26 protein-coding genes and 1 pseudogene are annotated in these 25,280 nt (G+C 43.7%); 16 read left to right on the top strand and 11 right to left on the bottom strand.

Annotated elements, in window-relative coordinates; all coding sequences use genetic code 11:
* The first annotated feature begins 35 nt into the window (after positions 1–35).
* The 7 genes from AB4133_RS18170 to AB4133_RS18140 all read left to right on the top strand — a co-directional run bounded on the left by AB4133_RS18170 (position 36) and on the right by AB4133_RS18140 (position 5,941).
* Positions 36–530, top strand: coding sequence for a YcxB family protein (locus AB4133_RS18170; RefSeq protein ID WP_017059097.1), 495 nt, complete (start codon positions 36–38; stop codon positions 528–530).
* Between the two features lie 79 nt (positions 531–609).
* Complete coding sequence (locus AB4133_RS18165) at positions 610–1,335, top strand: metallophosphoesterase (protein WP_372225242.1); 726 nt, start codon at positions 610–612, stop codon at positions 1,333–1,335.
* A gap of 63 nt (positions 1,336–1,398) precedes the next feature.
* Positions 1,399–1,578: a hypothetical protein gene (locus AB4133_RS18160; RefSeq protein ID WP_017059095.1), complete on the top strand. Its 180-nt coding sequence runs from the start codon at positions 1,399–1,401 to the stop codon at positions 1,576–1,578.
* A gap of 200 nt (positions 1,579–1,778) precedes the next feature.
* Positions 1,779–2,687: a LysR family transcriptional regulator gene (locus AB4133_RS18155; protein WP_102333226.1), complete on the top strand. Its 909-nt coding sequence runs from the start codon at positions 1,779–1,781 to the stop codon at positions 2,685–2,687.
* 128 nt (positions 2,688–2,815) lie between these two features.
* Positions 2,816–3,985: an MFS transporter gene (locus AB4133_RS18150; protein ID WP_372225240.1), complete on the top strand. Its 1,170-nt coding sequence runs from the start codon at positions 2,816–2,818 to the stop codon at positions 3,983–3,985.
* Positions 3,986–4,234: 249 nt separating this feature from the next.
* A complete protein-coding gene (locus AB4133_RS18145) occupies positions 4,235–4,612 on the top strand; it encodes a hypothetical protein (RefSeq protein ID WP_231625616.1) in 378 nt (125 codons plus the stop codon).
* A gap of 186 nt (positions 4,613–4,798) precedes the next feature.
* Entirely contained in the window at positions 4,799–5,941 is a 1,143-nt protein-coding gene (locus tag AB4133_RS18140) for a diguanylate cyclase (protein ID WP_102333223.1), read from the top strand.
* 157 nt (positions 5,942–6,098) lie between these two features.
* Here AB4133_RS18140 and AB4133_RS18135 read toward each other — a convergent pair whose 3' ends face one another.
* Positions 6,099–6,845, bottom strand: a complete 747-nt coding sequence (locus AB4133_RS18135) for a nuclear transport factor 2 family protein (RefSeq protein WP_017059089.1) — start codon at positions 6,843–6,845, stop codon at positions 6,099–6,101.
* 197 nt (positions 6,846–7,042) lie between these two features.
* Positions 7,043–7,543: a nuclear transport factor 2 family protein gene (locus AB4133_RS18130; protein ID WP_017059088.1), complete on the bottom strand. Its 501-nt coding sequence runs from the start codon at positions 7,541–7,543 to the stop codon at positions 7,043–7,045.
* 164 nt (positions 7,544–7,707) lie between these two features.
* Between AB4133_RS18130 and AB4133_RS18125 the strand changes: the two genes are divergently transcribed.
* Entirely contained in the window at positions 7,708–8,592 is an 885-nt protein-coding gene (locus tag AB4133_RS18125; RefSeq protein WP_372225238.1) for a LysR family transcriptional regulator, read from the top strand.
* Here the strand turns inward: AB4133_RS18125 and AB4133_RS18120 are convergent.
* The 3 genes and pseudogenes from AB4133_RS18120 to AB4133_RS18110 all read right to left on the bottom strand — a co-directional run bounded on the left by AB4133_RS18120 (position 8,589) and on the right by AB4133_RS18110 (position 11,844).
* Positions 8,589–9,611, bottom strand: coding sequence for a DUF2955 domain-containing protein (locus AB4133_RS18120; protein WP_372073986.1), 1,023 nt, complete (start codon positions 9,609–9,611; stop codon positions 8,589–8,591). The genes AB4133_RS18125 and AB4133_RS18120 overlap by 4 nt on opposite strands.
* A 12-nt stretch (positions 9,612–9,623) precedes the next feature.
* Positions 9,624–10,674, bottom strand: a pseudogene (locus AB4133_RS18115) (HlyD family secretion protein).
* A 273-nt stretch (positions 10,675–10,947) separates the two neighbouring features.
* Positions 10,948–11,844 (bottom strand): LysR family transcriptional regulator, encoded by an 897-nt coding sequence (locus AB4133_RS18110; protein ID WP_372074108.1) that lies wholly within the window; start codon positions 11,842–11,844, stop codon positions 10,948–10,950.
* A 137-nt stretch (positions 11,845–11,981) separates the two neighbouring features.
* On the opposite strand from AB4133_RS18110, the gene accD reads away from it, so the two are divergent.
* Positions 11,982–12,848 (top strand): acetyl-CoA carboxylase, carboxyltransferase subunit beta, encoded by an 867-nt coding sequence (gene accD, locus AB4133_RS18105; protein WP_372073984.1) that lies wholly within the window; start codon positions 11,982–11,984, stop codon positions 12,846–12,848.
* A gap of 234 nt (positions 12,849–13,082) precedes the next feature.
* Positions 13,083–13,325 (top strand): hypothetical protein, encoded by a 243-nt coding sequence (locus AB4133_RS18100; RefSeq protein WP_017068564.1) that lies wholly within the window; start codon positions 13,083–13,085, stop codon positions 13,323–13,325.
* A 116-nt stretch (positions 13,326–13,441) separates the two neighbouring features.
* Here the strand turns inward: AB4133_RS18100 and AB4133_RS18095 are convergent, their stop codons facing one another.
* Positions 13,442–15,253 carry a PLP-dependent transferase gene (locus AB4133_RS18095; RefSeq protein ID WP_372225235.1) on the bottom strand — a complete coding sequence of 604 codons (1,812 nt, stop codon included), beginning with the start codon at positions 15,251–15,253 and terminating at the stop codon, positions 13,442–13,444.
* A 142-nt stretch (positions 15,254–15,395) separates the two neighbouring features.
* Between AB4133_RS18095 and AB4133_RS18090 the strand changes: the two genes are divergently transcribed.
* Positions 15,396–15,851, top strand: a complete 456-nt coding sequence (locus tag AB4133_RS18090) for an Lrp/AsnC family transcriptional regulator (RefSeq protein ID WP_017094327.1) — start codon at positions 15,396–15,398, stop codon at positions 15,849–15,851.
* A gap of 11 nt (positions 15,852–15,862) precedes the next feature.
* On the opposite strand, the gene AB4133_RS18085 is transcribed toward AB4133_RS18090, so the two are convergent.
* Positions 15,863–16,489, bottom strand: coding sequence for a type II secretion system protein (locus AB4133_RS18085; protein WP_372225233.1), 627 nt, complete (start codon positions 16,487–16,489; stop codon positions 15,863–15,865).
* A gap of 408 nt (positions 16,490–16,897) precedes the next feature.
* Here AB4133_RS18085 and AB4133_RS18080 point away from each other — a divergent pair, with 408 nt between their 5' ends.
* From AB4133_RS18080 to AB4133_RS18070, 3 genes are all read left to right on the top strand, one after another.
* On the top strand, positions 16,898–17,806 hold the full coding sequence (locus AB4133_RS18080) for a dienelactone hydrolase family protein (protein WP_050052450.1): 909 nt from the start codon (positions 16,898–16,900) through the stop codon (positions 17,804–17,806).
* A gap of 331 nt (positions 17,807–18,137) precedes the next feature.
* The gene (locus AB4133_RS18075; protein WP_017059075.1) at positions 18,138–18,941 is read left to right on the top strand and encodes a MetQ/NlpA family ABC transporter substrate-binding protein; all 804 of its coding nucleotides are present in this window, start codon (positions 18,138–18,140) and stop codon (positions 18,939–18,941) included.
* A 197-nt stretch (positions 18,942–19,138) separates the two neighbouring features.
* Positions 19,139–19,819: a haloacid dehalogenase type II gene (locus AB4133_RS18070; protein ID WP_017065459.1), complete on the top strand. Its 681-nt coding sequence runs from the start codon at positions 19,139–19,141 to the stop codon at positions 19,817–19,819.
* 184 nt (positions 19,820–20,003) lie between these two features.
* Here the strand turns inward: AB4133_RS18070 and AB4133_RS18065 are convergent, their stop codons facing one another.
* The 3 genes from AB4133_RS18065 to AB4133_RS18055 all read right to left on the bottom strand — a co-directional run bounded on the left by AB4133_RS18065 (position 20,004) and on the right by AB4133_RS18055 (position 21,682).
* On the bottom strand, positions 20,004–20,372 hold the full coding sequence (locus AB4133_RS18065; RefSeq protein ID WP_372225232.1) for a hypothetical protein: 369 nt from the start codon (positions 20,370–20,372) through the stop codon (positions 20,004–20,006).
* A gap of 15 nt (positions 20,373–20,387) precedes the next feature.
* Entirely contained in the window at positions 20,388–21,260 is an 873-nt protein-coding gene (locus AB4133_RS18060) for a patatin-like phospholipase family protein (protein ID WP_017070388.1), read from the bottom strand.
* An 83-nt stretch (positions 21,261–21,343) separates the two neighbouring features.
* Positions 21,344–21,682, bottom strand: a complete 339-nt coding sequence (locus tag AB4133_RS18055) for a hypothetical protein (protein WP_004734781.1) — start codon at positions 21,680–21,682, stop codon at positions 21,344–21,346.
* Positions 21,683–22,190: 508 nt separating this feature from the next.
* On the opposite strand from AB4133_RS18055, the gene AB4133_RS18050 reads away from it, so the two are divergent.
* Both AB4133_RS18050 and AB4133_RS18045 read left to right on the top strand, forming a co-directional pair.
* Entirely contained in the window at positions 22,191–23,699 is a 1,509-nt protein-coding gene (locus AB4133_RS18050) for a DUF3360 domain-containing protein (protein ID WP_017087374.1), read from the top strand.
* A 60-nt stretch (positions 23,700–23,759) separates the two neighbouring features.
* A complete protein-coding gene (locus AB4133_RS18045; protein ID WP_050645430.1) occupies positions 23,760–24,323 on the top strand; it encodes a hypothetical protein in 564 nt (187 codons plus the stop codon).
* Between the two features lie 200 nt (positions 24,324–24,523).
* On the opposite strand, the gene AB4133_RS18040 is transcribed toward AB4133_RS18045, so the two are convergent.
* Positions 24,524–25,280: hypothetical protein (locus AB4133_RS18040; protein WP_372225230.1), on the bottom strand; the 757-nt coding region annotated here is incomplete at its 5' end.

Here is a 25,280-nt window from a genome sequence, read left to right as displayed (position 1 = left end):
CAGCCCATTCACAGAGAACCATAAAGTAGCCTCACATGTCTAAAGAACCCGGTTTCACTACAGAATACAAACTCGACAAGACGTTTTTCGCGGAGTGTTATGATCAAACTAGCCTTCCGACTCAATTTCCAAAAGCCTACTTAAAAGGAATACTGTTTCTTATTTTTGGTGTGGTTCTGCTGGAGTTTGAACTATTACCTAACGGCTATGTTGGCTGGTTCTTTATCGTTTTGAGTGTGATTGAAGCATTCAGTGTGTACTGCAAAAGAACCTGGTGGTTATGGCGACAAAAGATCAGCTCAGGCGCAGGCAGCAAAATTGTCTTTCAAGGTGACGCTAACGGAGTAAGTTACAAAAACCACAAAGCGACCAACACCATCGCGTGGAGTGACATCGACCAACTTGAGCAGACCGATCTTGGTTTTATCCTGCATATCGGTAAACAGCGCCAATATGTGAGTAAATCTTGTTTAAACGATGAAGCTATTGCCTTCATGATTGAACACCACGCCGCATCAAAAGCGAAATAACACCAATAAATGCCTGCTGATTTAGCAGGCATTTTTCTATCACTTTTAATTCTACGTATCGAATTACCGGACAATAACAATGAATACCGTGTACCAAATCAGTGATTGCCACCTTTCCGATGAATCCAGCTATGAGAACCTGCGCAGAGCACTGGAATACGTCAACAAAGACACGGCATGCAAGACCATCTTTCTGACTGGTGATATTTGTTGTAACCCAAAGTCTGGCGACTACGTTCGATTAGAGGCATTCATTAGGCAACACATTAGCGACCAATCCATTTATGTGATTGCGGGTAATCATGATGACTCTCGCTTAATGCGCACAGAGCTAAAAGGCTCGACGATTTATGTCACCGACAAAGCCACCATCGGTGAACGAGAGTTTGTGTTCCTAGACTCAAGCTTCAAGCCGCTAGACAACCGCCACCCACTTGGTTCAGGGCGTATTGATAACCGCGGCATGGCTCAGCTAAAACAACAATTGAGAAAGGCCAATGATCCTATCGTGGTTGTTCACCACCCTGTCATTCCAGTCGGTGCAGATTGGATGAAAGCGATCCGCCTAGAGAACGATACTGATGTGATGAAAGTGCTTCGAAAATATCGCGTTCGTGACGTGTTCTGCGGTCATGGCCATGATGAAATAACAGCGACACAGCAAGGCATAACTCAATATATGGCCCCGTCGACAGCCTATGGCTTTGACCACTCGATCAATGAATACAATCGCAGCGAGAAGATAGGATTAAGTCGAATCTCGTTCTGTACTGATTCCATCAACTACCAAGCTGTCTATTTTTGAACCCTATCTTACTGTCTTAAACCTCATAGATTAGCTTTCAAATAAACCAAACTATATAGAGCTATGCCAATAGAAGAGGCTTGCGGCGATTCAATTTATCAATCTGTGATTGAAGCCCACAACCCAACTTCCACAACGGGTCAACGTTCAGTAGAAGAAATTACCTGGTTAGCACTGATGACTGTAAAACAAATGCACGATTTAGTTCGGCGCAATCTCGAAAACGAAGAGCTCGAAAACTAAAAGTTTGAAAAAGAATTATCTAGAAAACAGAAAGCTTGAAAGCTGAATACGTAGGATTATCGCCCCACTCTCACAAGTGACCAGAGCCTTGCAAACGTTATTACCCTAAGGTTTGCTAGCAAGGTCTTTGTGATTGATAATAAAAGCAATATAGGCGCAAGTTAGCGCTTTTTTATCACCTAGGTTTATATTGAGGCTATATGGAAATCAAAGTACTAAAAAGCTTTGTGGCTGTCGCGACACATTGCAGTTTTTCAAAAGCTGCAAAAGAGTTAAATACCGTTCAACCTGCCATTAGCCGCCATATCACAAGCCTTGAACACGAACTTGGAGTGAGCCTATTTTTCCGTACATCTCGCGAAGTCGTCATTAGCGCCGCAGGGCAGCACTTACTTAAAGATGCGATTAGACTCATCGAACAAACGGAACAAGCAAAACAGTCCGCGATTCGAGCTTCTTCTGGTTGTATTGGTACTTTAACTATTGGTTATCTTGGAGGCGCAACTCTGAGCTTTTTGCCTCGTTTAGTTCGACAGTATATTGCTGAAAACCCCAATATTGATGTTGATCTTGTTGAGATGACGGCTTCTGAACAGATCGAAGCTCTGGACAAACGAGAGATCGATATTAGCTTCTCTCGCCCACTGCCGAACCTGCTTGTTGATGATTACACCTCGGTGACGATTTATACAGATAAGCTTGTTGCTGTTTTGCCCGTCACCCACGAGTTGGCTAAATACTCCACCATTCAAATGAAACAACTGCAGCAAGACCCTTTCATCTTATTTGAACGTGAACAAGCGGTAGGATTATTTGACTCCATCATTACTCAATGTGACCTATCTGGATTCTCTCCAAATATAAAAAAACAACCCAACAACATGCAAACCGTGTTAACCCAAGTCTCTTCTGGCTTAGGTGTATCTATCGCACCGCATGCAATTCGTGATTTACGCAGTGAGGGATGTGTATTTGTTAATCTTGAATCTGTGGACGTACAAATGCCATTAGTGATGACACACCATTCGCATACTCTATCCCCTACAGCCAGTGTCTTTGTTGCTGTCGTACAGAGTGAAATTGAGGCGATTCAACAAAACATGGCTTAGAAAGTTATCTATACCATATTCGTATAGAATTTAAATCAAATGGTTATTTTTGTTATTCAATCGCTAACCTTAGACTTAGCTCATCGAAATCATTCATTAAAACGATGAACCAAAGTTAAGGTGTCACCATGTCAAAATTGACTACAGAAGTGTTGAGCACAGGACGTTTATTACTGATGTCGAGCGCAGTCTCGGCAACTGCTGCAAACCTTTATTATAACCAACCCATCTTACCTAAGATCGGCGCAGAGCTAGGGTTAACAAGCGAACAGCTAGGCGCAGTGCCAGCTGCCGGTCAGATTGGTTATGCCGTGGCATTGCTATTCTTATCGCCCTTAGGAGACACGTTACCCCGCAGACGCCTAATAGCGATCTTGTCTGTCATGTTGGTGTTGTCATCTTTTGTCGCGTTTACTGCATCTAGCTTAGTGGCTCTGGTTGTTGCGTGTTTTGCGATTGGTTTGAGTGCCAACATCACTCAGCAGCTGATTCCATTTGCAGCGTCACTAAGTACTCCAGAAACGAAAGGAAAAGTCATTGGCACATTAATGACAGGCCTAACTGTGGGCATCTTGCTTTCGCGTACACTCAGTGGGTTCATCGGTGAGCAGTTTGGGTGGCGCGCGGTATTTATGATGTCAGCAATTATTGCGATGGTCTTTGGTGTGTTGCTGTATGCCTTTTTACCGACGAACACGCCGACAACGAAAATACCTTACCTTAAACTGGTTGCGAGCATGGCCACGTTAATCAAGCAGCATGCGACACTGCGTACTTCCGCTTTAACTGGCGCGCTTTGGTTTGCTTCGTTCAATGCGCTGTGGGCGACGTTAGCTCTGCATGTCAGTGAATCTCCGTTTAACTACAATGCACAACAGGCAGGAATGTTTGGTGTTATTGCTCTTGCTGGAGTCATTGGAGCAAAAGTTTCAGGGTCACTGGTGAGCAAGTTTGGCTCTCGAAACATGATCAGTATGGCGTTAGTTATTATTACTGCTGGTTTTATTATATCGGGGCTTTTCGCTGACACATTGGCTGGATTGATCGTCGGTATCACTCTCATCGACCTTGGGGTATTTAGCGCTCAAGTATCGAACCAAGTACGCGTATTCTCAATTGACCCACAAGCTCAAAGTCGTATCAACGGAATCTATATGCTTGGCTACTATCTCGGTGGTGCGTTTGGTTCATTTGTGGGAATTCAGGTATTTGAACGTGCGGGTTGGATTGGTGTTGTGGGCTTTAGTATTGCAGTCGTGATATTGAGTTTTATCGTTAACCGTTCAAATAAGCAATAAGTCACCTCGTCTTAATTCTTGAACTTACCAATATGCACAACGGATATTCACTCTGTAATTGATAGCAAATTACCACCCAGTGATTTGCTATCGTTCTAGATCTAATAAGGCAGTAGTAACTCTACTCTCTCAAGTTTTGAATATCATGATTCTCAAACAAGCTTTCCCGCCTAGAGCGCTGTTATGCCTTTGCGAGATGATCTTGGTCTATTCTTATCATTTAGACGACTGAGTTCCGAGGCTTTGAGTATGAATAAACTGTTTTTAATCTTATTAGTTTTTATTTTGTCCGGATGCGGAACAAGTGATAGTGCTTTGATTGAGAGTGGTCACAACACCTCTTACATACAGGGCTTTCATGACGGTAGGCATAGCGGCATGCAAGAAAGTGGCAATAGCTTCGAAAACTACATAAAAGATGGGAAGCGTTTTGAGTCAGACAGTGACTACAAACAAGGCTGGATCGCGGGTGAATCTGAGGGGAAAAAACTACAAGCAGAAGCAACAGCGATCGGTAAAGGTGCCGCTGCTGGTTATCCTCAAAAATCGACAACGACAGATTTAGATGAAGTAGCAAAAGACACCTTAAAAGGCGTCGATACATCGGGTTTAGAGAATCTAAAATAAAAGTATAACAAAGCCAAGGTCGGGCTCTGGAACAACTCGTACATTGCCCAACGCTTACAAATGCACCTGAGCAAAAATTGATCTGCATTAGCATATGGTTTAATAATGATTAACTACTAAACATTCATAATACAAATTGCGCAATACTGAATTGAGGAGTTCATTTTTTACGTTGTTGGTGATTTCATGGATGTTCACACCTTAGCTATATATACCTCTTTGTTAGCAGCCACGGTTGCGAGCGCTATGTTGTTAACGCATAAATATATACTCGCAGGCACCACGTTAGGGGTGAATTATATTGCTTATGCTGCTTTGCTGTTAGGAGCCAGTGTTACCCCACTTTCGTTCGGCGTTACTCAATCTTCAGAATCCATCGTTTTTCTTTCCAATGGTGCATACGCAACGGCTTTTGGTTTACTACTCGTCGGCATAACCGTGTTACGAGGAGCAAGTCGATCTTTTCTCGTAATATCAATCATCATTAGCTCCCTTGGCATTAGCTTCTTCCTTTATAGCGCCCTAATTGCGCCTTCTGTTACTTCTAGGATCGAGGCTCGAAGTATTCTCGTTGTGACGATATGTATCTTAGCCCTCTGTGCAAACTATTCAGGGGAAAAGCACGATAACAGAGAAGCAAAGTGTCTGTTGAATCTGACCCTGTTTATCAACATTCTCTATATGGCAATTAGGGGCGTACTTGCTCATACCAAAGGAACGAATTCGAACTATTACCTGATATCAGATATTCATAAATTGTCTTTCGTTATCATGACAATCACAATTGTTAGCCTCGCATTTTCAGTGTTTTGGATCTTAACTGATCGTTTGTTGAAGCAGACCTATCGTTCATCGATCACTGATGAACAAACCGGCCTTTATAACCGTAGAGGCCTAGCAGAACTGATACCCAAGCTTGTTCAACCAGGCCGAGAGAGTGACATTTCTGTACTGATTGCCGACCTAGATCACTTCAAAAAAATTAATGATACCTATGGTCATGACAAGGGAGATGATGTGATTAAGCACTTTGGTCAAATTCTTGAAGATACATGCCGCACAAGCGATTTCTGTTTTCGCTATGGTGGAGAAGAGTTTGTTGTCATGTTACCTAGAGCGAATAAAGTTCAAGCAATGCAGATAGCTGAAAGAATAAGAAACCACGCAAAACACAACTCCAATCAAGAGCTCTCTTCTGGCACGTATACTGTCAGCATTGGAGTGACTCAAGCCCTCATAAACGATGACTGGAATTCATTAATTAAAAGAGCGGATAACGCCCTCTACGACGCAAAATCTCAAGGGCGCGATTGCATTGTTGAGCGTTAAGGCGAGTTGTAAAACAGTGTAAATATTCTTCCATCACAAAACATGTTGGCTAAGATTCAAGAAGTTAAACACACACAACAAGTAAGGTTAGCAAGGATGCGCATTTTTCGGTTTGTTTTAGCGATAGCATTATTGGCGTAACTCCCTTAAAGCGACTCTAGAACTTCCCGCCATTTACCCATTCTGCTTTTGGTGGCACGGGCTCTTGGTTTACCCATATCTCTTTAATTTGACCTCCCTCAACTCGGAATAGATCAAAACGCGCAACCTCGAGACCATTATCAATAACTCGGCTGTAAGCTGCTACGAAGTTACCTTGACCGACAATCTTGAACACTTGGTCATAGCCACCAATATAGCTATCTAAAGGGCTCACATCTGAGGCTTGATAAACGGCTAGCTCTTCGTGCTGGAGATACTTTGATAGCTTGTCTTTCTGCCCTAGTACCATGACATCACATAAAAAATCACGGATAAGGTTCTTATTCTCCTCTGTTTTATCTAAGTCAGTATGATTGATTGGCCCTTGCAGTCGACCTTCCCCTTCCGTCGGTTGAGCTTCGAAGGCAGAAATCACATCCCAATGTTCAATAATTTTATCGTCATTATCGGTATCGAATAGATCCGTAGTCACCCACTTATATTCGCCATTATTAATATCTTGGAATGCTTGAACAAACACGAATTGGCCATCGACGATTGAACGTATGATCTTTATGTCTCTAACAGGGCAGCGTTTTAAGAACGGTTCGAAGAACTCAACAAAACCATCAATACCGTTGCGAACCCCAGTGCTATGTTGAGTATAACGTTGACCGGTGTACTTCGTTACCGCCTCTAATGCATGACCATCTCGGATACCTTCCATATACAGATTAGTCGCATTCGCTAGCTTATTGCTCATAGATAGTTTCTCCAAACTTAATAGTGCCAAAGTACGTTATTTGGCTCGTACACTGAAACTCAGAACTAGATTGTCTCAGGTGTCCTTTTAACTGTCGGATTGTTGAGTAGGCTCTTCGCGTCGCTATTCAAAACCAAGTTAAGCTCGATATACGTCTACAGCATATCGAGCCTTTACAACCTAATTGGTCACTGTGGTTACTGTTTGGCGTGATAAGCTTTAGATACTGCGTAGCTATCCTCAAACCAGTTCCAACTCTTCACTTTGCCATCTTCAACCTGAACTCGAACCGCCCAGCTGAATTTACCCGTGTCTACACCAGATTCATTCGCAATGGCACTCATGCTGCCCATGAATACTGCTTGGTCGCCGTTTACAAAACTATAGTCTGTTGACCAGCTTGTGACTTTCAAACCTGCGCCAAATAGAGGAAAGAAAGTGTTGAGCACTTTTTCTTTTGACTCCCAGTTACCGATCCAAGGGATGTCGGCGTCACCTTCGTTGTGCCAGACAAAATCATCGGCCATTAATGACTCGAGTTTTGCCATATCACCTGAGCCTGCCGCCCATAAGAATGCTTGAGCCGTTTCTAGTGTCTTTGCTGAATCGACTGCTTTTGTTTCATCTGCAAGGGCTGGAGTGAATTGAAAGAAAGCCAGAAGACTCGCTAGACCGATAAGTAGATTTTTCTTTAACATTTTCTTTCTCCTGATTGTCAATTTTGAAGCTCAATGCGTGGGAGATTAAAAGTGCCATCAGTGCATGCTTTGAACTTCAGTTCTGTTTGTTGCCTTGTTGAGATAACTATAGCTGTGCTAAATTTTTGGTAAACTCACTAATTGAACACGTTGGATATGCGCAAATGCACAACATAAGATGGGATGACCTGCAATATGTTCTAACAGTGGCGAATGAAGGATCCCTGTCGGCCGCGGCAAGAGCACTTGGTGTAAACCACAGCACCGTTTTACGTCGTATTGACACCTTTGAGTATCGTCACAAATTACGAATTTTCCATAAACTTCCTACCGGATACAAACTAACGGTTGAAGGGCAAAAGCTTCTGGAGTCAGCTCTCGCTATCGAATCCACAGTAAGAGAATTGGAGCACAAGGTTTTTGGACAGGAATTGAAGCTAGAAGGTACGCTAAGAATAACGACGACCGATGCGTTATCTCGCCTCATTCTGGGTACTCATTTGGCTGCTTTTCATCGGCTTTATCCAAAAATTCAGTTAGAACTCAGCCTCACATCTCGTCAATTGGATATTTCACACCTAGATGCAGATATCGCGATTCGCCCGGCAAATGAGTTGCCAGCCCATTTAGTTGGGACCAAGTTAAGTAAAATTGCCTTTGGTGTTTACGGATCGCCAGAATATATAAATGGCCTTAAGAGTAAGCACCCCTTAAAGTCTGCATTTTGGTTAATGATGCATAGAGGCAGTGCTTCGCTACAGGTTTCTGAACTGATTTCGGAAGACAAAATTGTCATGAAAGCCGACTCTTTTGAGCCCCTGATCATCGCGGCTGAAAATCAGATGGGGTTAGCCTACTTACCCTGCTTTTTAGGTAACAGTAAGGGAACTCTGCAAAGAGTAGATATGGAAGTGATGCACCAAAATACAGACCTATGGATGATGACTCATAAAGATTTAGAAGATTCAGCCAAAGTAAAAGCATTTTTTAATTTTATGAAAGGCGCAATCAAATCAGACCATAATCGGTTGGCCGGATTTGATTATTAGCGAACGAGTGCCGGCTCTTCACCATTAGGCTTACGAACAAAATGACACAAAGCCCACAGCACAAACAAAGTCACAGTCAGCTCCCAAGCGCGTAGGAAGGTACTTTCCAACCCTAAATTGCTACTGGTCATGTACAACTGAATCGGCAGCATAGTCGCCAATAACGCATCGGCATGAATGTCTCTGGCTGAACCTTTCGCTTTGGCCATTGATGCGGTGATCATAAAGGCAAATAAACCCAACACTATGGTGTAGTAACCGAATGTAGATTGATGCCCTGCCATCAACAAGGTGAACACCACGGCGAATGCACAGCCGCCCACTTGAGTTTGAAAACGGCGGTCAACCACGTCGATAAAGCTTTTGTGCGTGGTTTGGGTTGCAGCAGCAATCACTGGCACCATGCAGAACGTTGCAGAGATAATGTCGACAATCATCAAGAATGCCAAACCAAGACCAATCAACGCGAGTGAAATTGCTCTGCTCTCAAATGTGACAGGCTGTTCTTTAAATACAGGAGGCTTGTTTCCTTGCTCAACAGGGAACAGAGCCACCATGGTTTTTGCTACTACCATGGTAATCAACATGGATACCAAAATTTCATGAATACGCATCGGCATATCCATGGTGGTATGCTGAGCAAACACCACAATCAAAATCCAGTTGAAGGTTGGCATCAACATTTTACCTTTCTTCGCTGGCGTAGTGGCTCGACGACGCATAAAGTCGAAGAAGAACAGGCTGATGGTCCACACCACAAACGGATGCTGTGAAAATACCTCAGTCACCACCAACGCTGTACTTGCTGCCAATAAAGTGGGTGCCAAGGTACGGATCAGACCAAGCCAAGAGTAATCTTTATTCTTGGTCATGATGATGGTTGGATACAACGCCAGATAAACGGGAGAGTCTAGGTTTAGTAGCTTTCCCAACACCATACAAATCGTCACAGTAAGTGCGACACGCAGCGCTTCATTACGTTGAGAATGACCCTGTGCGGTGTTTTCAAATGTCCACATCGTCATCTCCTACTAGTAGATGTAGCGAAATGTTGAAACCAAGTGAATCCAAGCCGAGCCAATAACGTGCATTATTGGGTTACCGCTTTCAACAATCACACTCGCTCGTGAACCTGAGATCATCGAAGAATCCAGTTCGTTAACGGTAATGCGGGTACGTACTTTCTGTTGCTCACGGATCCAACGCGTATCATTAGTCACGCTAGACAGCTTGCCATTGGCATTATTGGTGTCGTAAATCGCACGCTCTTGGCTACTCACTTCACCCGTAAAGACTTTTGCCTGGTAGCGCATCAAAAGAGACCAAAACTTCGCGGCCATTAGTAAGCTTATCAATGCCTTTCTCATTGAAGTCTGCACTGATCCACGCATGAGCTTCGTCCACCAGCAGCAATGATGAAGTACCTTGAGTGATATAACTACCCGATTGCAATTGCAAGTTGGTCACGACGCCTTCCGTTTGCGCGACGACTTGAGTGTGGCCTAAATCCAGTTCCGCACTGGCAAGTATTGCTTCTGCCAATTCAATGGCCGCTGTGCGGTCTTGGGTCGATAACTCAACCTCAATGCGTTTCACTTCCGCGTTCGCAGCTTCAACCGCACTACTCGCAACTTGTGTATTGGTGATTGCATCATCAAGATCTTGTTCCGTCGCGAGCCCTTTGTTACGCAGTTTTTGGTTACGTGCGAGTTTCTGTTTCGCGTTGTGATATTCGAATTCTCGTTGGCTTTGTGTTTGTTTCGCTGCTGCTAATTGCTGCCATTTCGCTGAATCAGAGTCACGCGCTTGATGCAGTTCGGCTTTCGCTTGTGCCACTTTCAATTGGTAGCTACTGGCATCGATAGCAAATAATGGTTGACCTTTTTCAACCAACTCGCCATTACTAACCATGACGTCGGTAATTACGCCGGACACTTCTGGCGCAATGGTCGCGACGTTACGATACAAAGTCGCTTGAGTGGTAAAAGGGGAAACATTATCTGAGGTGACTAAAAAAGCGGAGAACAATGCTGCCGCTGAAAAAACAGTGTAAATCGCGTATCTATAAAAGTTTTCGTTCATGCTTGTGCCTAGTTTTCATTCGTTATAAAGCGCCGCGCTCACGGCTTATTCGATTCTCTTTTCTACGAAAACTAGGTTATAACCATTCACAATTGGAAAATATAGCCAATAAAAGAAGTATGGATTCCACATTTGGAAAGGTTGATGATTTGTACCGATTTCGCTCAGTGGTTGAGCGAAAAGGTCAGATAAGGGTGTATTGAAACGTTAGAAGACTGAATCAAGGTGAGCTTAAGAGGAGTTTAACAGTGGAACCTCACACACAAACCCAAGTTACTTCCCTTGATCCTGTAAGTGCTCAATGAAAGCCGGAACCTTTTTCGCTATGTGCTTTCTTGATGCATAAAAAGCGTATAGAACTAAATCTTCAGGTTGATATTCAAGTTCTATGATCTCTAGTTCGCCTGTCTCGATCTCGTGACGACAGAGTTCTTTAGGAAGTATCGCAAAGCCCAAACCAACCAATGCGCCAGCTTTAGCAAGTTGTCCACTATTCACTTTAAACGCAGATTTTACTCTTTGAGTAATCACCTCACTTGTTTCGTTCTTAAATACCCATGGCGTTCCGTTTAGTGCGGTAAAGCTATTAATACACGGTACATGTTTCAAATCCGTAATCTTAAAAGGCTTGGAAGATGTGCGAAGAAGTTTGGGGGAAGCCACAACAACGCTAGACCAACGTTTAATCTCTTTCGCTATCCAATTGTTATCCTCAAGTTTCCCTCGATGAAAACTCAGAATAACGTCAAATCCATCGAGCAAGTCCTCTTTAGGGCTGATGCTTGTATCGCAACACAATGAAATAGATGGGTATTTGGTGCAGAATGAAACAACGGCTTGAGCGAGTTCCTGTGAATCAGGCATTAGAACATTGAGCTGCCCCACCACATGACGTGAGTGCTGCGTTACCTCCGTAAGCGCTTCGTTAAGCTTGTCCAATAAAGGCTGAGTACGTAAATAAAGATGCTCGCCTGCTTCTGTCGGGGCTATACGGCGCGTCGTTCTATCGAACAATCGAGCATCTAACCGCTCTTCTAATAAAGCAATGTGACGACTTACATTTGAGGTCGGTAAACACAAAAACTCCGCCGCTCTTTTAAAGCTATTGTTCTCATAAACACAGTGAAAACTTTTTAGCCATTGTTGGTCAATCTTCTCAAGCATTCCCATTAACCTCATCCATATCAATAATCCGCCGACACCAACAATCCCACCAAATAGGATTATAAAGCCAATTTTAAGCACTTTATTACCAAAAACAGGCTTATACAATGCTCATCATTAAAGTGAACTGGATAAGGTTTCCAATGAGTTGGTTAGAAAAGCTATTAGATAAGAAGAATATAATAAGTACCCGTAAAGCTTCTATTCCTGAAGGGGTATGGACCAAGTGCTCTGCGTGTGATCAAGTCTTATACCGATTAGCCCTTAGAGAAAACCTGGAGGTCTGCCCAAAGTGTGATCATCACATGAGGATGACAGCACGCTGTCGTTTAGACAGCTTCTTGGATAAAGGAGTGATGACTGAAATTGGTAGCCAACATGAACCACAAGACTTACTCAATTTTAAGGATCAGAAACGCTACAAAGAACGTATCGCACTTGCTCAAAAAAGCACGGGCGAAAAAGATGCCCTAGTCGCTGCAAAAGGAGAACTTTTGGGACTTCCGGTAGTGGCGTGTGCTTTCGAATTTTCTTTTATGGCAGGTTCAATGAGTAGCGTTGTTGGGGCTCGCTTTGTTGACGCGGTTAACTCAGCCATTGAGGCTAATTGTGGATTAGTCTGTTTTTCGGCTTGTGGTGGAGCTCGCATGCAAGAATCGCTAATGGCATTAATGCAGATGGCCAAAACCAGTGCTGCGTTAAAGCGACTATCCGATGCAAAGCTCCCTTATATATCCGTGTTAACCGACCAAACCTTTGGTGGAGTCTCGGCAAGTATAGCTATGCTCGGTGACATCAATATAGGTGAACCTAAAGCGCGAATTGGTTTTGCCGGTCGCAGGGTGATAGAACAAACAGTACGTGAAAAATTACCTGACGATTTTCAGCAGAGTGAGTTCCTACTCGAGCATGGTGCTTTAGACATGATTGTTGATAGACGTGAGATGCGCGCCCGAGTGGCCAAGCTAATCGCAATGATGACCAACACTCAGATTCAAGTTGATCATTAAAAACCTCCCCCTCTAGCTCCCCCTCAAATGACCAACAACGATCTCTTTAGATTAACGAGCGAGGGGGAGAACATTCTTTATCGCTGAACATACCCGTACCCAGTTACATTCCATTAGATTACTGAATTTGAACTAGCTTCTTATGGTTAAAATGCCTATTGTACAAACCATAAAATTATAAAGACTCGCGGCCTTTGCCGCAGAGACTCTCCATTTAAAGCGAAAAGACTTACTATGAATTTTGATATCAATGCACTGAAACACCACCAACTGGTCGAAGATGGTCAATTAGAAGGGTGTTACATTCATCAGCCTGTGCAAGGCAGTCAACCAGATGACAAAGCCGTTTTAGAAGAGCGTCAAGCGCTAGAAAGCCGAGGATATAAGGTGGTTCAGGTTAAAGCGAAAGGCGGAACAACTACGTTTGCCGAGGCTATGCAAGAACTTGCGAAGAAGACAGGCCACCAGCCTAAATAGTAAGTGACTTGGTAAACCAATATGATCATCGAGAAAGCACCCTACCGACTATTGAGTCAGCTGGGTGCTTTTTTATTGACGGCCTTTAACTGACTAATCTTGTTAACTGACCTAAGTTACTGACTCAGCTGACTGAACTTCGGCAAGCTTTTCACAAACTTCTGGTGTACATCCATATAAGTTTGCATATAGATTTCATCGATATTGTCACCACTCGGGAAGCTGGATGAGAAATCTACGTGGTTGCGGTCAATCGACAATTTAGCCGCCTCGACAATATGAGCAATGAACATTCGAGGATCTTCCAAGCCGATAGAGATACGCATTGTGGTCGGTTTGATGCCTGTTTCATTAAGCGCTTCATCACTGAGTTCTGAATGCGTAGTCAGGGCTGGGCACAGCGCCACGGTGTTGGTTTGCCCTAAGCTCACTTGCATGCCGATAGCGGGCTCAAGCATGTCGAAGAACTGTTTGAAGCCATCTCGATTGATTGGTGCACGGTCGCCATTGCCTTCCATATCGATAGTGAAAAGCGCCGCTGGTAGCCCCAAGTACATGTTGTTCTGGCAGTGTTCATAGTTATCACTATCTGGCAAAGCAGGACACGACACATTGATGTCTGGGTGAGCATCAAAGATCTTCGCGAGAGTCAGTGTATTAATCGTTTTTTGCACCACTCGCATCTCATACGTTTTCATACCATTGAGCACTTCAAACGCTTTATCTGCATCTAGGAATGCACCCTTAATGTAGTACACATTCCAAAACAGCGTTTCGTTCCATAGGATTTTGGCCTCATCACCGTTGGGCTTGGTGAAAGTGACCTCCTCTCCTTTTGGCACAAACATAGTCTCATTGCGACCAATCACAACCCCAGCAGTTGTGGTGCCAGAACCCGCCAGTTCTTTGGTGTAGGAGTGAATGACATAATCGGGTCTTTCCATCACATCGTCACGTTTTAGTACTGGGTGCAACAATGGTGTACCCACTGTTGAGTCAACAATCACATCCCAACCACGAGAGTGACCAGCTTTACTGATGCTAGCAACATCCAACACGTATCCATGCGGGTTACACGGTGACTCTAGGTAAACGTAGATTTTCTTACCTGCAGCGATGCGATCTGCGTATTTATGAGCAACCTCATCAAGGCGCGTCGCAAACTCATCACCGGAGTAACCATCCACCCACTCCACCGCGACATTTAGGTTAGACGGTTTCCCAAACCAATCTTCCAACAACTGGTAAGAACCGCCATAGATATTACGTGAAGCCAAGACTATGTCTTCATGTCCAAGTAAATGGCTCAACAATCCATCAATGGCCGCCATACCCGAATTAAAGTTCCATGCGAGGTATTCGTTGGCTCTAGAGCCTGCCTCAATATCAACCATATGGTTAGCCAGTGAAATCGAGGTTGGGTTAAGCAGTCGAGAATAAATATCGTGCAGCGGTTCTTTACCGTTGAACGCATCTTCAATCCATTCTGTACAGGCAAATAAATAGGTCGCAGTGCGCGTAATAACCGGGCTTGCCGAGAAGATAGCCGCCACATTATCGAAGATAGGATACGCGCCTTTAGACGCAAAGTTGCCATTATTGGTGGCAATGGATTGGTAAGTGGCACGCATCGGGTTTTGCAGGTTATCGAGGATCTTAGCGATCTGGAATGACAGGAAACGTTTGGCGTTAAACCAGGCGATTCGGTCACTCTTGTCGAGTTCTGAAAGTCCATCAACGGTCAATGCCCAAAGGTCGTGAGTCTTGGTATTGGCTTTGTACAGCGTCGTCGCCAGTTCGATAAGCGTGACGCCGTAATCACTGTTTGGATCGATACCGAAGTGCTTTGCTTGCTCAATGGCAAGGGCTTCTGCTTGTTCGTGTTTTGTGGTTTTACGCAGCGGGCTAAGTTGAGTTGAAGTATTCATAATTGCTAAGTCATTCCATGCTTGTTGTTCCTCCTTTAATTTTAGTTTTGGGCAGATGTTAAAAATTGCTATTTGCAAAGTAAGACATACACTTTGAGCAATAATATTGCCAAGCTAAACCCAATATTGATGGAATATGCCAATGGACGAGATCGACAAGAAAATACTGGCTGAACTGCAAAGCAACGCTCGGCTCACCAATCAAGAGTTGGCCGATCGCGTGGCACTGTCGCCATCTCCTTGTTTGCGTCGAGTTCGGTCATTAGAGAAACAAGGGATTATACGTGGCTATCACGCCAGCGTTGACCAAGAAGCGTGTGGCCTGCCCGTTAATGTGTTTGTGTTGGTGAAGCTTGAAAAGCCAACTGAAGAGAATATGCGAGACTTTGAACAACACATTGAAGTGATTGACGAGGTGTTAGAGTGTTTTCTGATGACGGGCAATCACGACTACCTATTGCATGTAGTCAGTGAATCGCTAAAAAGCTACGAGCAGTTCATCCGTAAACAACTAACTCGCCTGCCTAATATTGCTTCTATTGAATCCAGCTTCGCCTTCGGTCAGGTAAAAACTAAGACCAAGTTGCCAGTGAGGTAATTAGAAACGACTTAATTTGTCTGTGCTGAAGGCATTGGATAATCATCTCCAATCATACAGATAAGAGCGCCACCAAAAGCTTTTTCGTAACGTATTTTTCCTGTCGCATCTGAGCTTTCTATACTCGAACTGCCGTCCACTATCTTATTAATTTCTTGTGCGACTTTTGTTGGTACCAACCAGATACAAGCTGCAACAGAGCAAGTGGATGATGACGATTCGCAACCTGTCTCGGAGCTTCCTCTTATCCAAAGACTATCCTTTTCCTTAAGCAGTAATTGCGTTGCTATGTAATCTGGGTGGTCGATGTACTGATCGCCACCTATCCATGTATCTTCATAAGGTAGGTACGGCCCTTTCCATGTGGATAAGCCCGGATTTCCAATTAAGTGATTGATGTTTAAGTAGCCGAAGTTCGTATCGGTATCGGAAGCAATAGGAGGCAGAGAGCCATTATCACGAGAATATTGCTCAGCGGCATCCAAAACAGTATTCAGTTGGCCGATTAGAAATTTTGCCTCGTCGACACGGGACATACGGTTCCCGAACTGGTTGTAGATAAAAAAAGCGGCAATGAGCATCAGTAAGCCAAACGTTACAAGTTTCCATTTTTTTATCTGACGCAGAAGTTTCAACATCTATTTTATCTCTCATCAAGAAGGTTCTGATAACGCTAAGGTCGTCCCTATGAGAAAGATTATACCAGAGTAAAATCAAGCGTTTTGCATTGAAACTTACTTGTCCATGTCTGCGGAAAATAAGCCTAGCTCTAATGTGCCCAACTTCGATTTAGAGCCTCCCTAAAAACAAACAATCATCACACCCGACTTCACTGACTTAACCCTCAAATCAACCTTGTATTGAATTGCTCCGTAAAACAAACCAAAGCGATGGAAATCGATTCGAAGTGATCGTTTTATCGGACTGTCATCTAATTTTTGTACTTTGATATAACAAATAGCTCAAAAGTTATTGAGCGATCGTTCAATTATATCAAATTTTCCACTATAGTTGATTGGTCAAACAGCTCACAACAAGGAAAAGTTATGAATCCAAATACCGAATCTCAATCAACGCCGACTCGATCTATCCCTCAAGAAGCATTTGATTGGTACGACGAATATGCACACGGCCTGATTGATCGCAGAGAGTTTATGGCTCGTCTATCTGGGCTAGCTGTACTTGGCTTAACCATGACGACGCTAACTTCCGCACTGATTCCTAATTATGCGCAGGCAGAGCAAGTCTCTTTCAATGACCCTTCCATCAAAGCAACCTACGAGAAGTTTCCTTCACCTAAAGGACACGGCGAAGGCTATGGTTACTTGGTTGTACCCAAAGAGTTAGAGGGCAATGCGCCTGTTGTATTGGTCATTCATGAAAATAGAGGCCTCAATCCATACATAAAGGATGTGGCAAGACGACTCGCAGCGGCGGGGTTTATTGCGTTTGCACCTGATGCACTCTATTCGCTTGGCGGATATCCAGGTAATGATGATGAAGGTCGAACGATGCAGAAGTCGCTATCACGAGAGAAAATCGAAGAAGACTTTATCGCAGCGGCAAACTTCTTGAAGTCCCATGAAAAAAGTAACGGTAAGCTAGGCGCAGTCGGTTTCTGCTTCGGTGGCTATATCGTGAATATGTTGGCCGCTGTCATGCCAGAGCAACTCGATGCAGGTGTTCCATTTTATGGTACTCCTGCCGCACCAGATTTAAGAAAAAATGTAAAAGGCCCCTTGCTCATCCAATTTGCGGGAATCGATAAACGCGTGAATGCGACTTGGCCAGATTATGAAGCCGAACTCAAAGAGAACGAAGCAGACTACACAGCTTACATCTATGACGGCGTGAACCATGGCTTCCATAACGATTCAACTGGCCGCTATGCTGAAGAAGAAGCAGAGTTAGCTTGGAAACGTACACTTGAGTTCTTTAACCAAAAGCTTTCTTAATAGTTAGCTTTACTGAACCCGTTTTCTTTAGATTCCGAGTGACTGACCTATTCCCTACAAAACCCAAAAGGCCTCGCACTCGCGAGGCCTTTGTTGGTCGGTAATCAGTTCCTCCCTTTTCCCATTACCAACAATAGGTTTGAGATGTAAACCAAGGGGGTTAGAAGGGGATTGTCGGTCGAGTCTCACGTACAGAAGCCTCGTTGATTCACTGACTTAACCGCTCATCAATGTAACTTCGCTTCAAACAAACCTATTGACCCGATCGCGCAAATAGATAATATAGATAGCTAGACGTCTACATGTCTTTTATTTATTAAATGGAGTTATCATGAACAGCTACAAAAAAATCACAGCATCCCTGTTGGCATTAGCTTTCGTATTCGGTGTAACAGGATGTGGAAAAAAAGACGAGGCTGTCATCAAGATTGGGGCGACAGTTGGCCCACATGCACAAGTTGTACAAGCTGTTGCCAAAGAAGCAGCAAAGCAAGGGATAAACATTGAACTCGTCGAGTTCTCAGACTATATCACCCCTAACGCAGCATTAGATGATGGAAGTATCCAACTGAACAGTTACCAGCATCAGCCATTCCTCGATAACTTTAATGCCAATCACGATAGCCAGTTAGTTTCTATCGGACGTTCAATTTTGATGCGTATGGGCGTTTACTCGAACAAGTACACTTCGCTTGATTCTATTCCCGAAAACGCTCGAATCGCGATTCCAAACGATCCAACGAATGGCGGGCGTGGACTATTACTGCTTGAAGATGCAGGGCTGATCTCATTAAAAGACAACGCTGGTTTCAACGCGTCTTTAAACGATATTGTTAGCAACCCGAAGAACATTCGATTTGTTGAAGTGGATGCCGCGCAGCTACCCCGCTCTCTTGACGATGTAGATGCTGCTGCAATCACCATGAACTATGTAATGTCGGCTGGACTCGACCCTAAGAAACAAGGCATTTACTTAGAGAAAAAAGACGCACCTTTAGCAGTGATGGTTGTTGCGGCGCGAGAAGAAGACAAAAATAATGAAACGTATAAAAAGATTATCTCAATTTACCACTCACAAGAGATCAATGACTTTTTAGACAGCACTTTCAAAGGCACCATCGAAGCCGCAAATTAAGCTAAATCGTTTCAGATTTGGCGTTGCATGATACTCATAAAGCAACGCCAGATTTGAGTTGGCGGGTTCTCGTTGACGCATTCCAGCTTCTTTTCAAATTAGAGAGCAAAGCTTTAGTTACTTGAATGGAGGTTGAAAACCATATCGTCAGAGCAGATTATGTAAGCATAAAATTCAATTAAACCTGGGGGCTTTGCATGAAAAAAGAAGTGATACTTTTTGATATAAACGAAACGGTTTTAAATTTGGAGTCATTACAGCCTAAATTTAAAGCGGTGTTTGGAAAGGAGGATGCATTATCACTTTGGTTTTCAAAGCTTTTACACTCTTCAACGGTTTGCATCGCAACAAACGTAAAATCTACTTTTTCTGAATTAGCGAATGCAGCGCTCAACGCTATTGCACAACGGTACAAGTGTGATTTAACGGCGGAAAGCAAAGGTGCCTTGTTAACTTCTTTTGCCAATCTACCACCGCACACAGATATCAAAGCGTCTTTGCTCAAATTGCGCGAGAACGGGTTTAAAACCGTCGCTTTTTCCAACTCATCCCTCGATCTCATCACTTCTCAAATCAAGAACTCAGGCTTAGAAGATTATTTCGACACCGTCATTTCCGTTGAAGAAACAGGCAGTTTCAAACCCAATTCAGATGTGTATAACTTTGCAGCCGAAACTTTAAAAGAGCCTGTCGAAAACCTTCGTCTTGTCGCTACTCATGATTGGGACACTCATGGTGCGCTATCCGCTGGCTTACAAGCAGCCTATATAGACCGAACAGGAGTTGAGTATCATTCCTTGTATTTGAAACCGGAGATTAGCTCAAGGACGATGAATGGTGTGGTGGAACAAATAATTAAGCACAATTTAGACAAGTAAAATCTCAAGAGACTTTTCTACTCCTGATTCGATACAACCACCCTGTAGTGGTCAACAAATTCCGGACACTGACTTAACCGCTTTGATCAACCTTGTGTTGAACTGCTCTGGTTATAGAGACGCTGTCGGTTACCTAAAAACTGCAGTTACCTAGCAACAAATATAAGCTAGCAACAAATACAAGCTAAAAACAACTGTACGATTGAGGAACGCGTTTTTCTTCATCCCAGCCTAATAGCTCAATATTGATCAATGACTTGCGCTTCTCATTACACAGTGAAGCGATATTGATGATAGGCAGTTGGCTACGAAACTGCGCTGTAAGGATGACCTTTTTACTTTCGTTAAGGCTGCTTCTGCATTGCCGCAAAATCGCTTCAGTATCTAGTTGGTGTGCGTTCTCGATAATTTGGATATCAGCATTCTCTTGATAGCAATCTATCAACCAAGATACAGCAGGCTCTTCTATGCTGGTGAGCACGATGACATCTTTTGTTGTGACCAATTCTTTGAGTTCAGATAGTTTGAGTTCAGTTTCCATAGTTACCCTCATTCAGCAGCAAATACATTAAAGTCGATTGCCCAGTTTAGCCTGTGCTAAGTGGTAGCCTCTGTCGATCATCTCTTGTGAGCGATCAAACTCTAGGGTGCCACAAGCATTGCGTGGGATCTCAAGCGTGATATCGGCGGGGTAAGCGGCCAACTTTTGGCGAGCAATGGTCGATTGCATCGCATCAAATGCTTGGTTGGCAATATCGTAAAAAGCAAAGTTGAAGCTCATTTTGCTTTTTACACTGCTACCGAGGTTATCGATAAAATGCACAACCTTCTCATGCAGGTTGCTCTCTTTTGTTGGCAGGGAAACCGGTATCACTTCCTGTTTAACCATTTCAGGTTCACCACCTAAATTCACAGCCAGTGTAAAGTCTGTATTATCACCAAAGGTAGGCGCAATCGGTACGGGATTAAGAACGCCGCCATCAATCAGCACTTCTCCATTGATAACGTGAGGGGTCAAGAACAGTGGCAAAGAGATAGAGGCGCGAATGGCATCAAACAGAGAACCTGATTGCAGCCAAACCTCTTTTTCATCGGCGACGTTAGCGGCAACTGCGGTATAAGGGATGGGCAGATCTTCAATTGAAATCTCGCCGATCAGTCCACGCAGAGTGTCGATGATCTTGTCCCCTTTGAACATACCACTCGACTGCCATGAAAAGTCCAACAACATCGCCATATCACCTTGATCGATACTGGTGACCCACTCTTCAAATTCATCCAACTTGCCCGCAGCGTAGACACCACCGATAAGTGCGCCAATTGAACAGCCAGAAATGGATTTTATCTGATAGCCATGCTCAATTAACCAGCGGATGACTCCAACGTGAACCAAGCCTCTTGCGCCACCACTGCCAAGTACCAATGAGATCGTTTTTGCCATCATATTAATCCTTTAGTTTTAAATTCTAGGTGGGCTAACTCGCCGATTTACCAATTCGCCGATCTCAACTCACTGAATCACTCTCAGTCCATACGGGTAATGAAGGTTTGCTCGTCATCCACAAAAGCCACATAGTCGCCGTGATAGATAAACACCCGACCACGCCCTTCTACTATACACGCTAGCTGTGGGTTCAAATCTTCTTCAAGATTTTCACTTTGATACGTGCCAGTATCAGTGATCACACCGCGGAGTTTAGGCAAAAATCCATAGCTACGCTTGGCTTGATCAATCAGGCTCAATTCACTGGTGGTAGAGAAGTAAGCTGGGATGGGACCAGCATCTTCGATAAACATCGGTTTCAGTTCTTCAAAAGCTGTAATCACCAGCCAGTCGATGCCGTTTACGTGATGGATAAACATTGTTTATAAATACCTAGTTTCTCGATAATTCTGATGCGGAGATTCTAACACTATCAGGGGCCAAACGTAGGAGAAATTGAGCTACTAGAGGCAATCCCTACCCCTGCTTATTACCCAATATATCCAACATAAAACTGGACCAGATATCACTATCAAATCACACCACAACGCAACCAAGCACGCAGCCAAACGTAAGTCGTTGGACTTTTTTCTGGGCCTTTAGAGTCGAACCATTTGTTGTTGAAAGTGACTTTGTTATTCCTGACATTAAGAGCCTACCAATAAACAGACACATACTATCTACAGGGTCTAATACTAGTCGTCCGACTCTACGACTAATGTCTAGCCGACTGAGTCTATTTGTTTTTTTTGGTTTGGTATAAGGTACTAACAACTAAATGTTAATGAATTTTTAATTATAAGTTGACGCATTGTTTACACTTCATGCCGTGAGTCAACAACGTTTGTTGGAATAACACACCTCAGAGTGTGAACGAAAGGAATCAAAATGAGCACTACTTTAGAGTCCGCACATATACAAACAGAGAAGCCTCAAGCCAATGAGGATGAACTCACCTATGAACAACAACATAAACCAAGATCGGAATTTGATTCCCGAGAACAGTATCTAGAACACGAATTGCAAATCATGTCGCCTAAGCGCTGGCGTCCAAATTTGCCGTTTAAAGATTATCGATTTGAGATAGAAGACACCATCCCAGCGATGGCGGCGACCATTGGTAAAGTGGTTATGGTGGGCGCTATTGCAGCCACCTTTGCTGGGGCTCTCGGATTAAATGAAGACTTCATTCTAGAAAACGTTCGTTATGAACTCCTCATCGCCTCTGTTTTCATTATTATTTTCTCTGGCTTCCTGTTGCCGACCGCGAATCTCGCAGGTACACACGGCCCACTCATCCCGTTAATTCCAATTGTGGTTGCAGCAGGCGGACACCCTATGGCGTTTGGGTTATTGATTGGCGCTTTTGGCCTCATCTTAGCCATCAGTAAAGGTGGCAGCATGTTGGCTAACCTCACCAGTAAAGGTGTGTGTGGCGGCTTGTTGCTCTACCTCGGCTTTGTTGGAACCGCTTCTCAAGTGAAAAAGCTGTTCGCTTGGGCTGAGGGAATTGGCATGAGCCACATTGCTTTTGTCGTGATCTTTTGCACCATTATTTTGTACGCATTATTGGAACATTTCCGTAAGCGTTGGCTAGCTGTACCTCTTAGCTGCTTGCTGGGTGGTACGATTGCATTTGCCATGGGTGCCCCATTTGCTTTCCACACTGAGCCAGGCTTGCCCAACATGAACCCTATGTATTGGTGGGGAGAAGATACAGGCTGGATGCTTGGCCTACCAACGATTGAGCACTTCATGGTGGTATTGCCGTTTGCAATTTTGGCTGTCGCTATGTGGTCTCCAGATTTCTTAGGGCATCAAGTATTCCAAAAGATCAGCTACCCAGAGCGTACCGAAAAAGTACACATGAACATCGACGACACCATGACCACGGCTTCAATTCGTCAAACGTTCGGTTCTCTGCTCGGTGGTACTAACTTTACTTCTTCATGGGGTACTTACATCGTACCGGCGGCGATTGCTAAACGCCCTATTCCTGCTGGCGCGCTACTCACAGCTCTGTTCTGTATCATCGCCGCAGTTTGGGGTTACCCGATGGATTTAGCTATCTGGCAACCTGTACTGTGTGTGGCGCTGATTGTTGGGGTATTTGTTCCATTGCTAGAAGCTGGAATGGAAATGACGCGTGAAGGAAAAACCACACAATCAGCAGCGATTGTTGTATTTTCTTCAGCGCTCGTTAACCCAGCATTTGGTTGGGCTCTCACCATGCTGTTGGATAACTTAGGCTTAGTCGGTTGTAAAGAACGTAGTAGTGAACTGAGTAAAATGAGCCGTTGGGTGTTGCCTGGCATTATGTTTATTGTACTAAGTGGTGTGATGGCGTTGGTTGGCCTTCTACCGGGGATTCCAGCGATTATCCCGAGCTTTCGTTAATATCGATTTTTGGTCTAAACTCCTCAATGAACAACAGAATGATTTAATAAGGAAATAATCATGGGCAGTAAGATTCAAATAAAGCTAGAGAGACCACGGGTAGAGTTACTACTTGAGCGTTATAAAGAGCTGATTGGGGAAGATTATCTTGGCTATCGTAATCATGTTTATAGAACAATCACTTATGCAATGCACTTTCTAGATTATGATGAACAATTTGAAAAGTTAGTCGAAACCGCATTTGTCTATCATGATATTGGCCTGTGGACTGACCATGAACTCGCTTACCTTGAGCCATCAGAAGCAGTGGCATTAAATGACAATGAAAAGGAAAATTGGGGATTAGACCCTGATGCTCTAAAAGGCGCTATTCACTGGCATCACAAAATCACACCGTATAAAGGTCCACATGAAAAAGTTATAGAAGCTTGTCGAAAAGCGGACTGGATTGATGCATCAAAAGGAATGGTTAAAAAAGGGCTCCCTAAGTCCATGATTGCAGAAGTAGAACAAGCTTTCCCAAATCATGGATTTCATGACACTTTATTAAGATTAGCGAAAGACTACGGTGGTTCTACTTTAATTGGTGGCATTAAAGTGACTCGTGGCATCGTAAAGCTGTAATTTCGTAGTAATGGATAGGTTAGACTTCGTTATTTTTTTCTGAATCATGAGTACATTTAACCTCGCCATTTTTGTCCAATTCTGTGTTCACACCCCTACTTTTAATTCCCCCACAAACAAAAAGGCCTCGCACACGCGAGGCCTTGTTTTATCTGCGTTCCAACGAACGAGTAGCTAGAAATTTACGATGGTTAACCAAATTAACTCGAGAGCCATTCATCCAGCACCGTGATGAATTTAGGGTTGATGAGATAACCGATGGAAGCATGCGGATTGCCTTTTCCGTTGCGAATATTGAGGTTATAAACTGGGTAGATGTCTTTCATTCCGCCGGGTATCAGATCCAGTTTGAGCATATCCTTGAAGTCATTTTTAATTTTGCTGTCATGAGAGATAAAATCATCTTCTGCCGATATGTTTATCCATTGCTGAATGTTTAACGGGAACTTCTTCTCATCTTTCAAACGACTCCCTTTTAGCCTATCTTTTACGTTTTCATCGCCTAACGGTGACCCGAGCGTAAGCAATAAGTTGACCTTCTTGCCTGCACCATAGTCGTGTCTATACTCTCCGCAATGAGACAACTTCCATAACACGTCATAGCTGATCATCGACCCAAGGCTGTGCGATACGATCATCACATCATCTTGATTATCAAGCGCTTCCTTCAGTTCAACCATTAGCCTATGCCTAACATCACTGCCAAAATAGGTATCTTCATTCCAATAATGCGCCATGTCCGGCGCGACCTTAGTTATGAGTGTCTCGGCCACACCTAGCTTTCCAAATAGCGATGAAAAAGTATCCGCTAACGCCTCTTTTAGAAAACCAATTTTAGATACCTTGTTATACGTTGTTTTATTGAACTGGCTTGTCTTGTACTTTTTGAGTTCAGACAACGCTTGCTGACGACTTGCAGGGTCTTCCGTTGGTTTGTCTAACAAATAAGGATTAAGG

The sequence above is a fragment of the Vibrio sp. 10N.286.52.F8 genome (assembly GCF_041468745.1).
In the GTDB taxonomy this organism is placed as follows: domain Bacteria; phylum Pseudomonadota; class Gammaproteobacteria; order Enterobacterales; family Vibrionaceae; genus Vibrio; species Vibrio crassostreae_C.
This window is presented reverse-complemented; position numbering and strand designations above follow the sequence as displayed.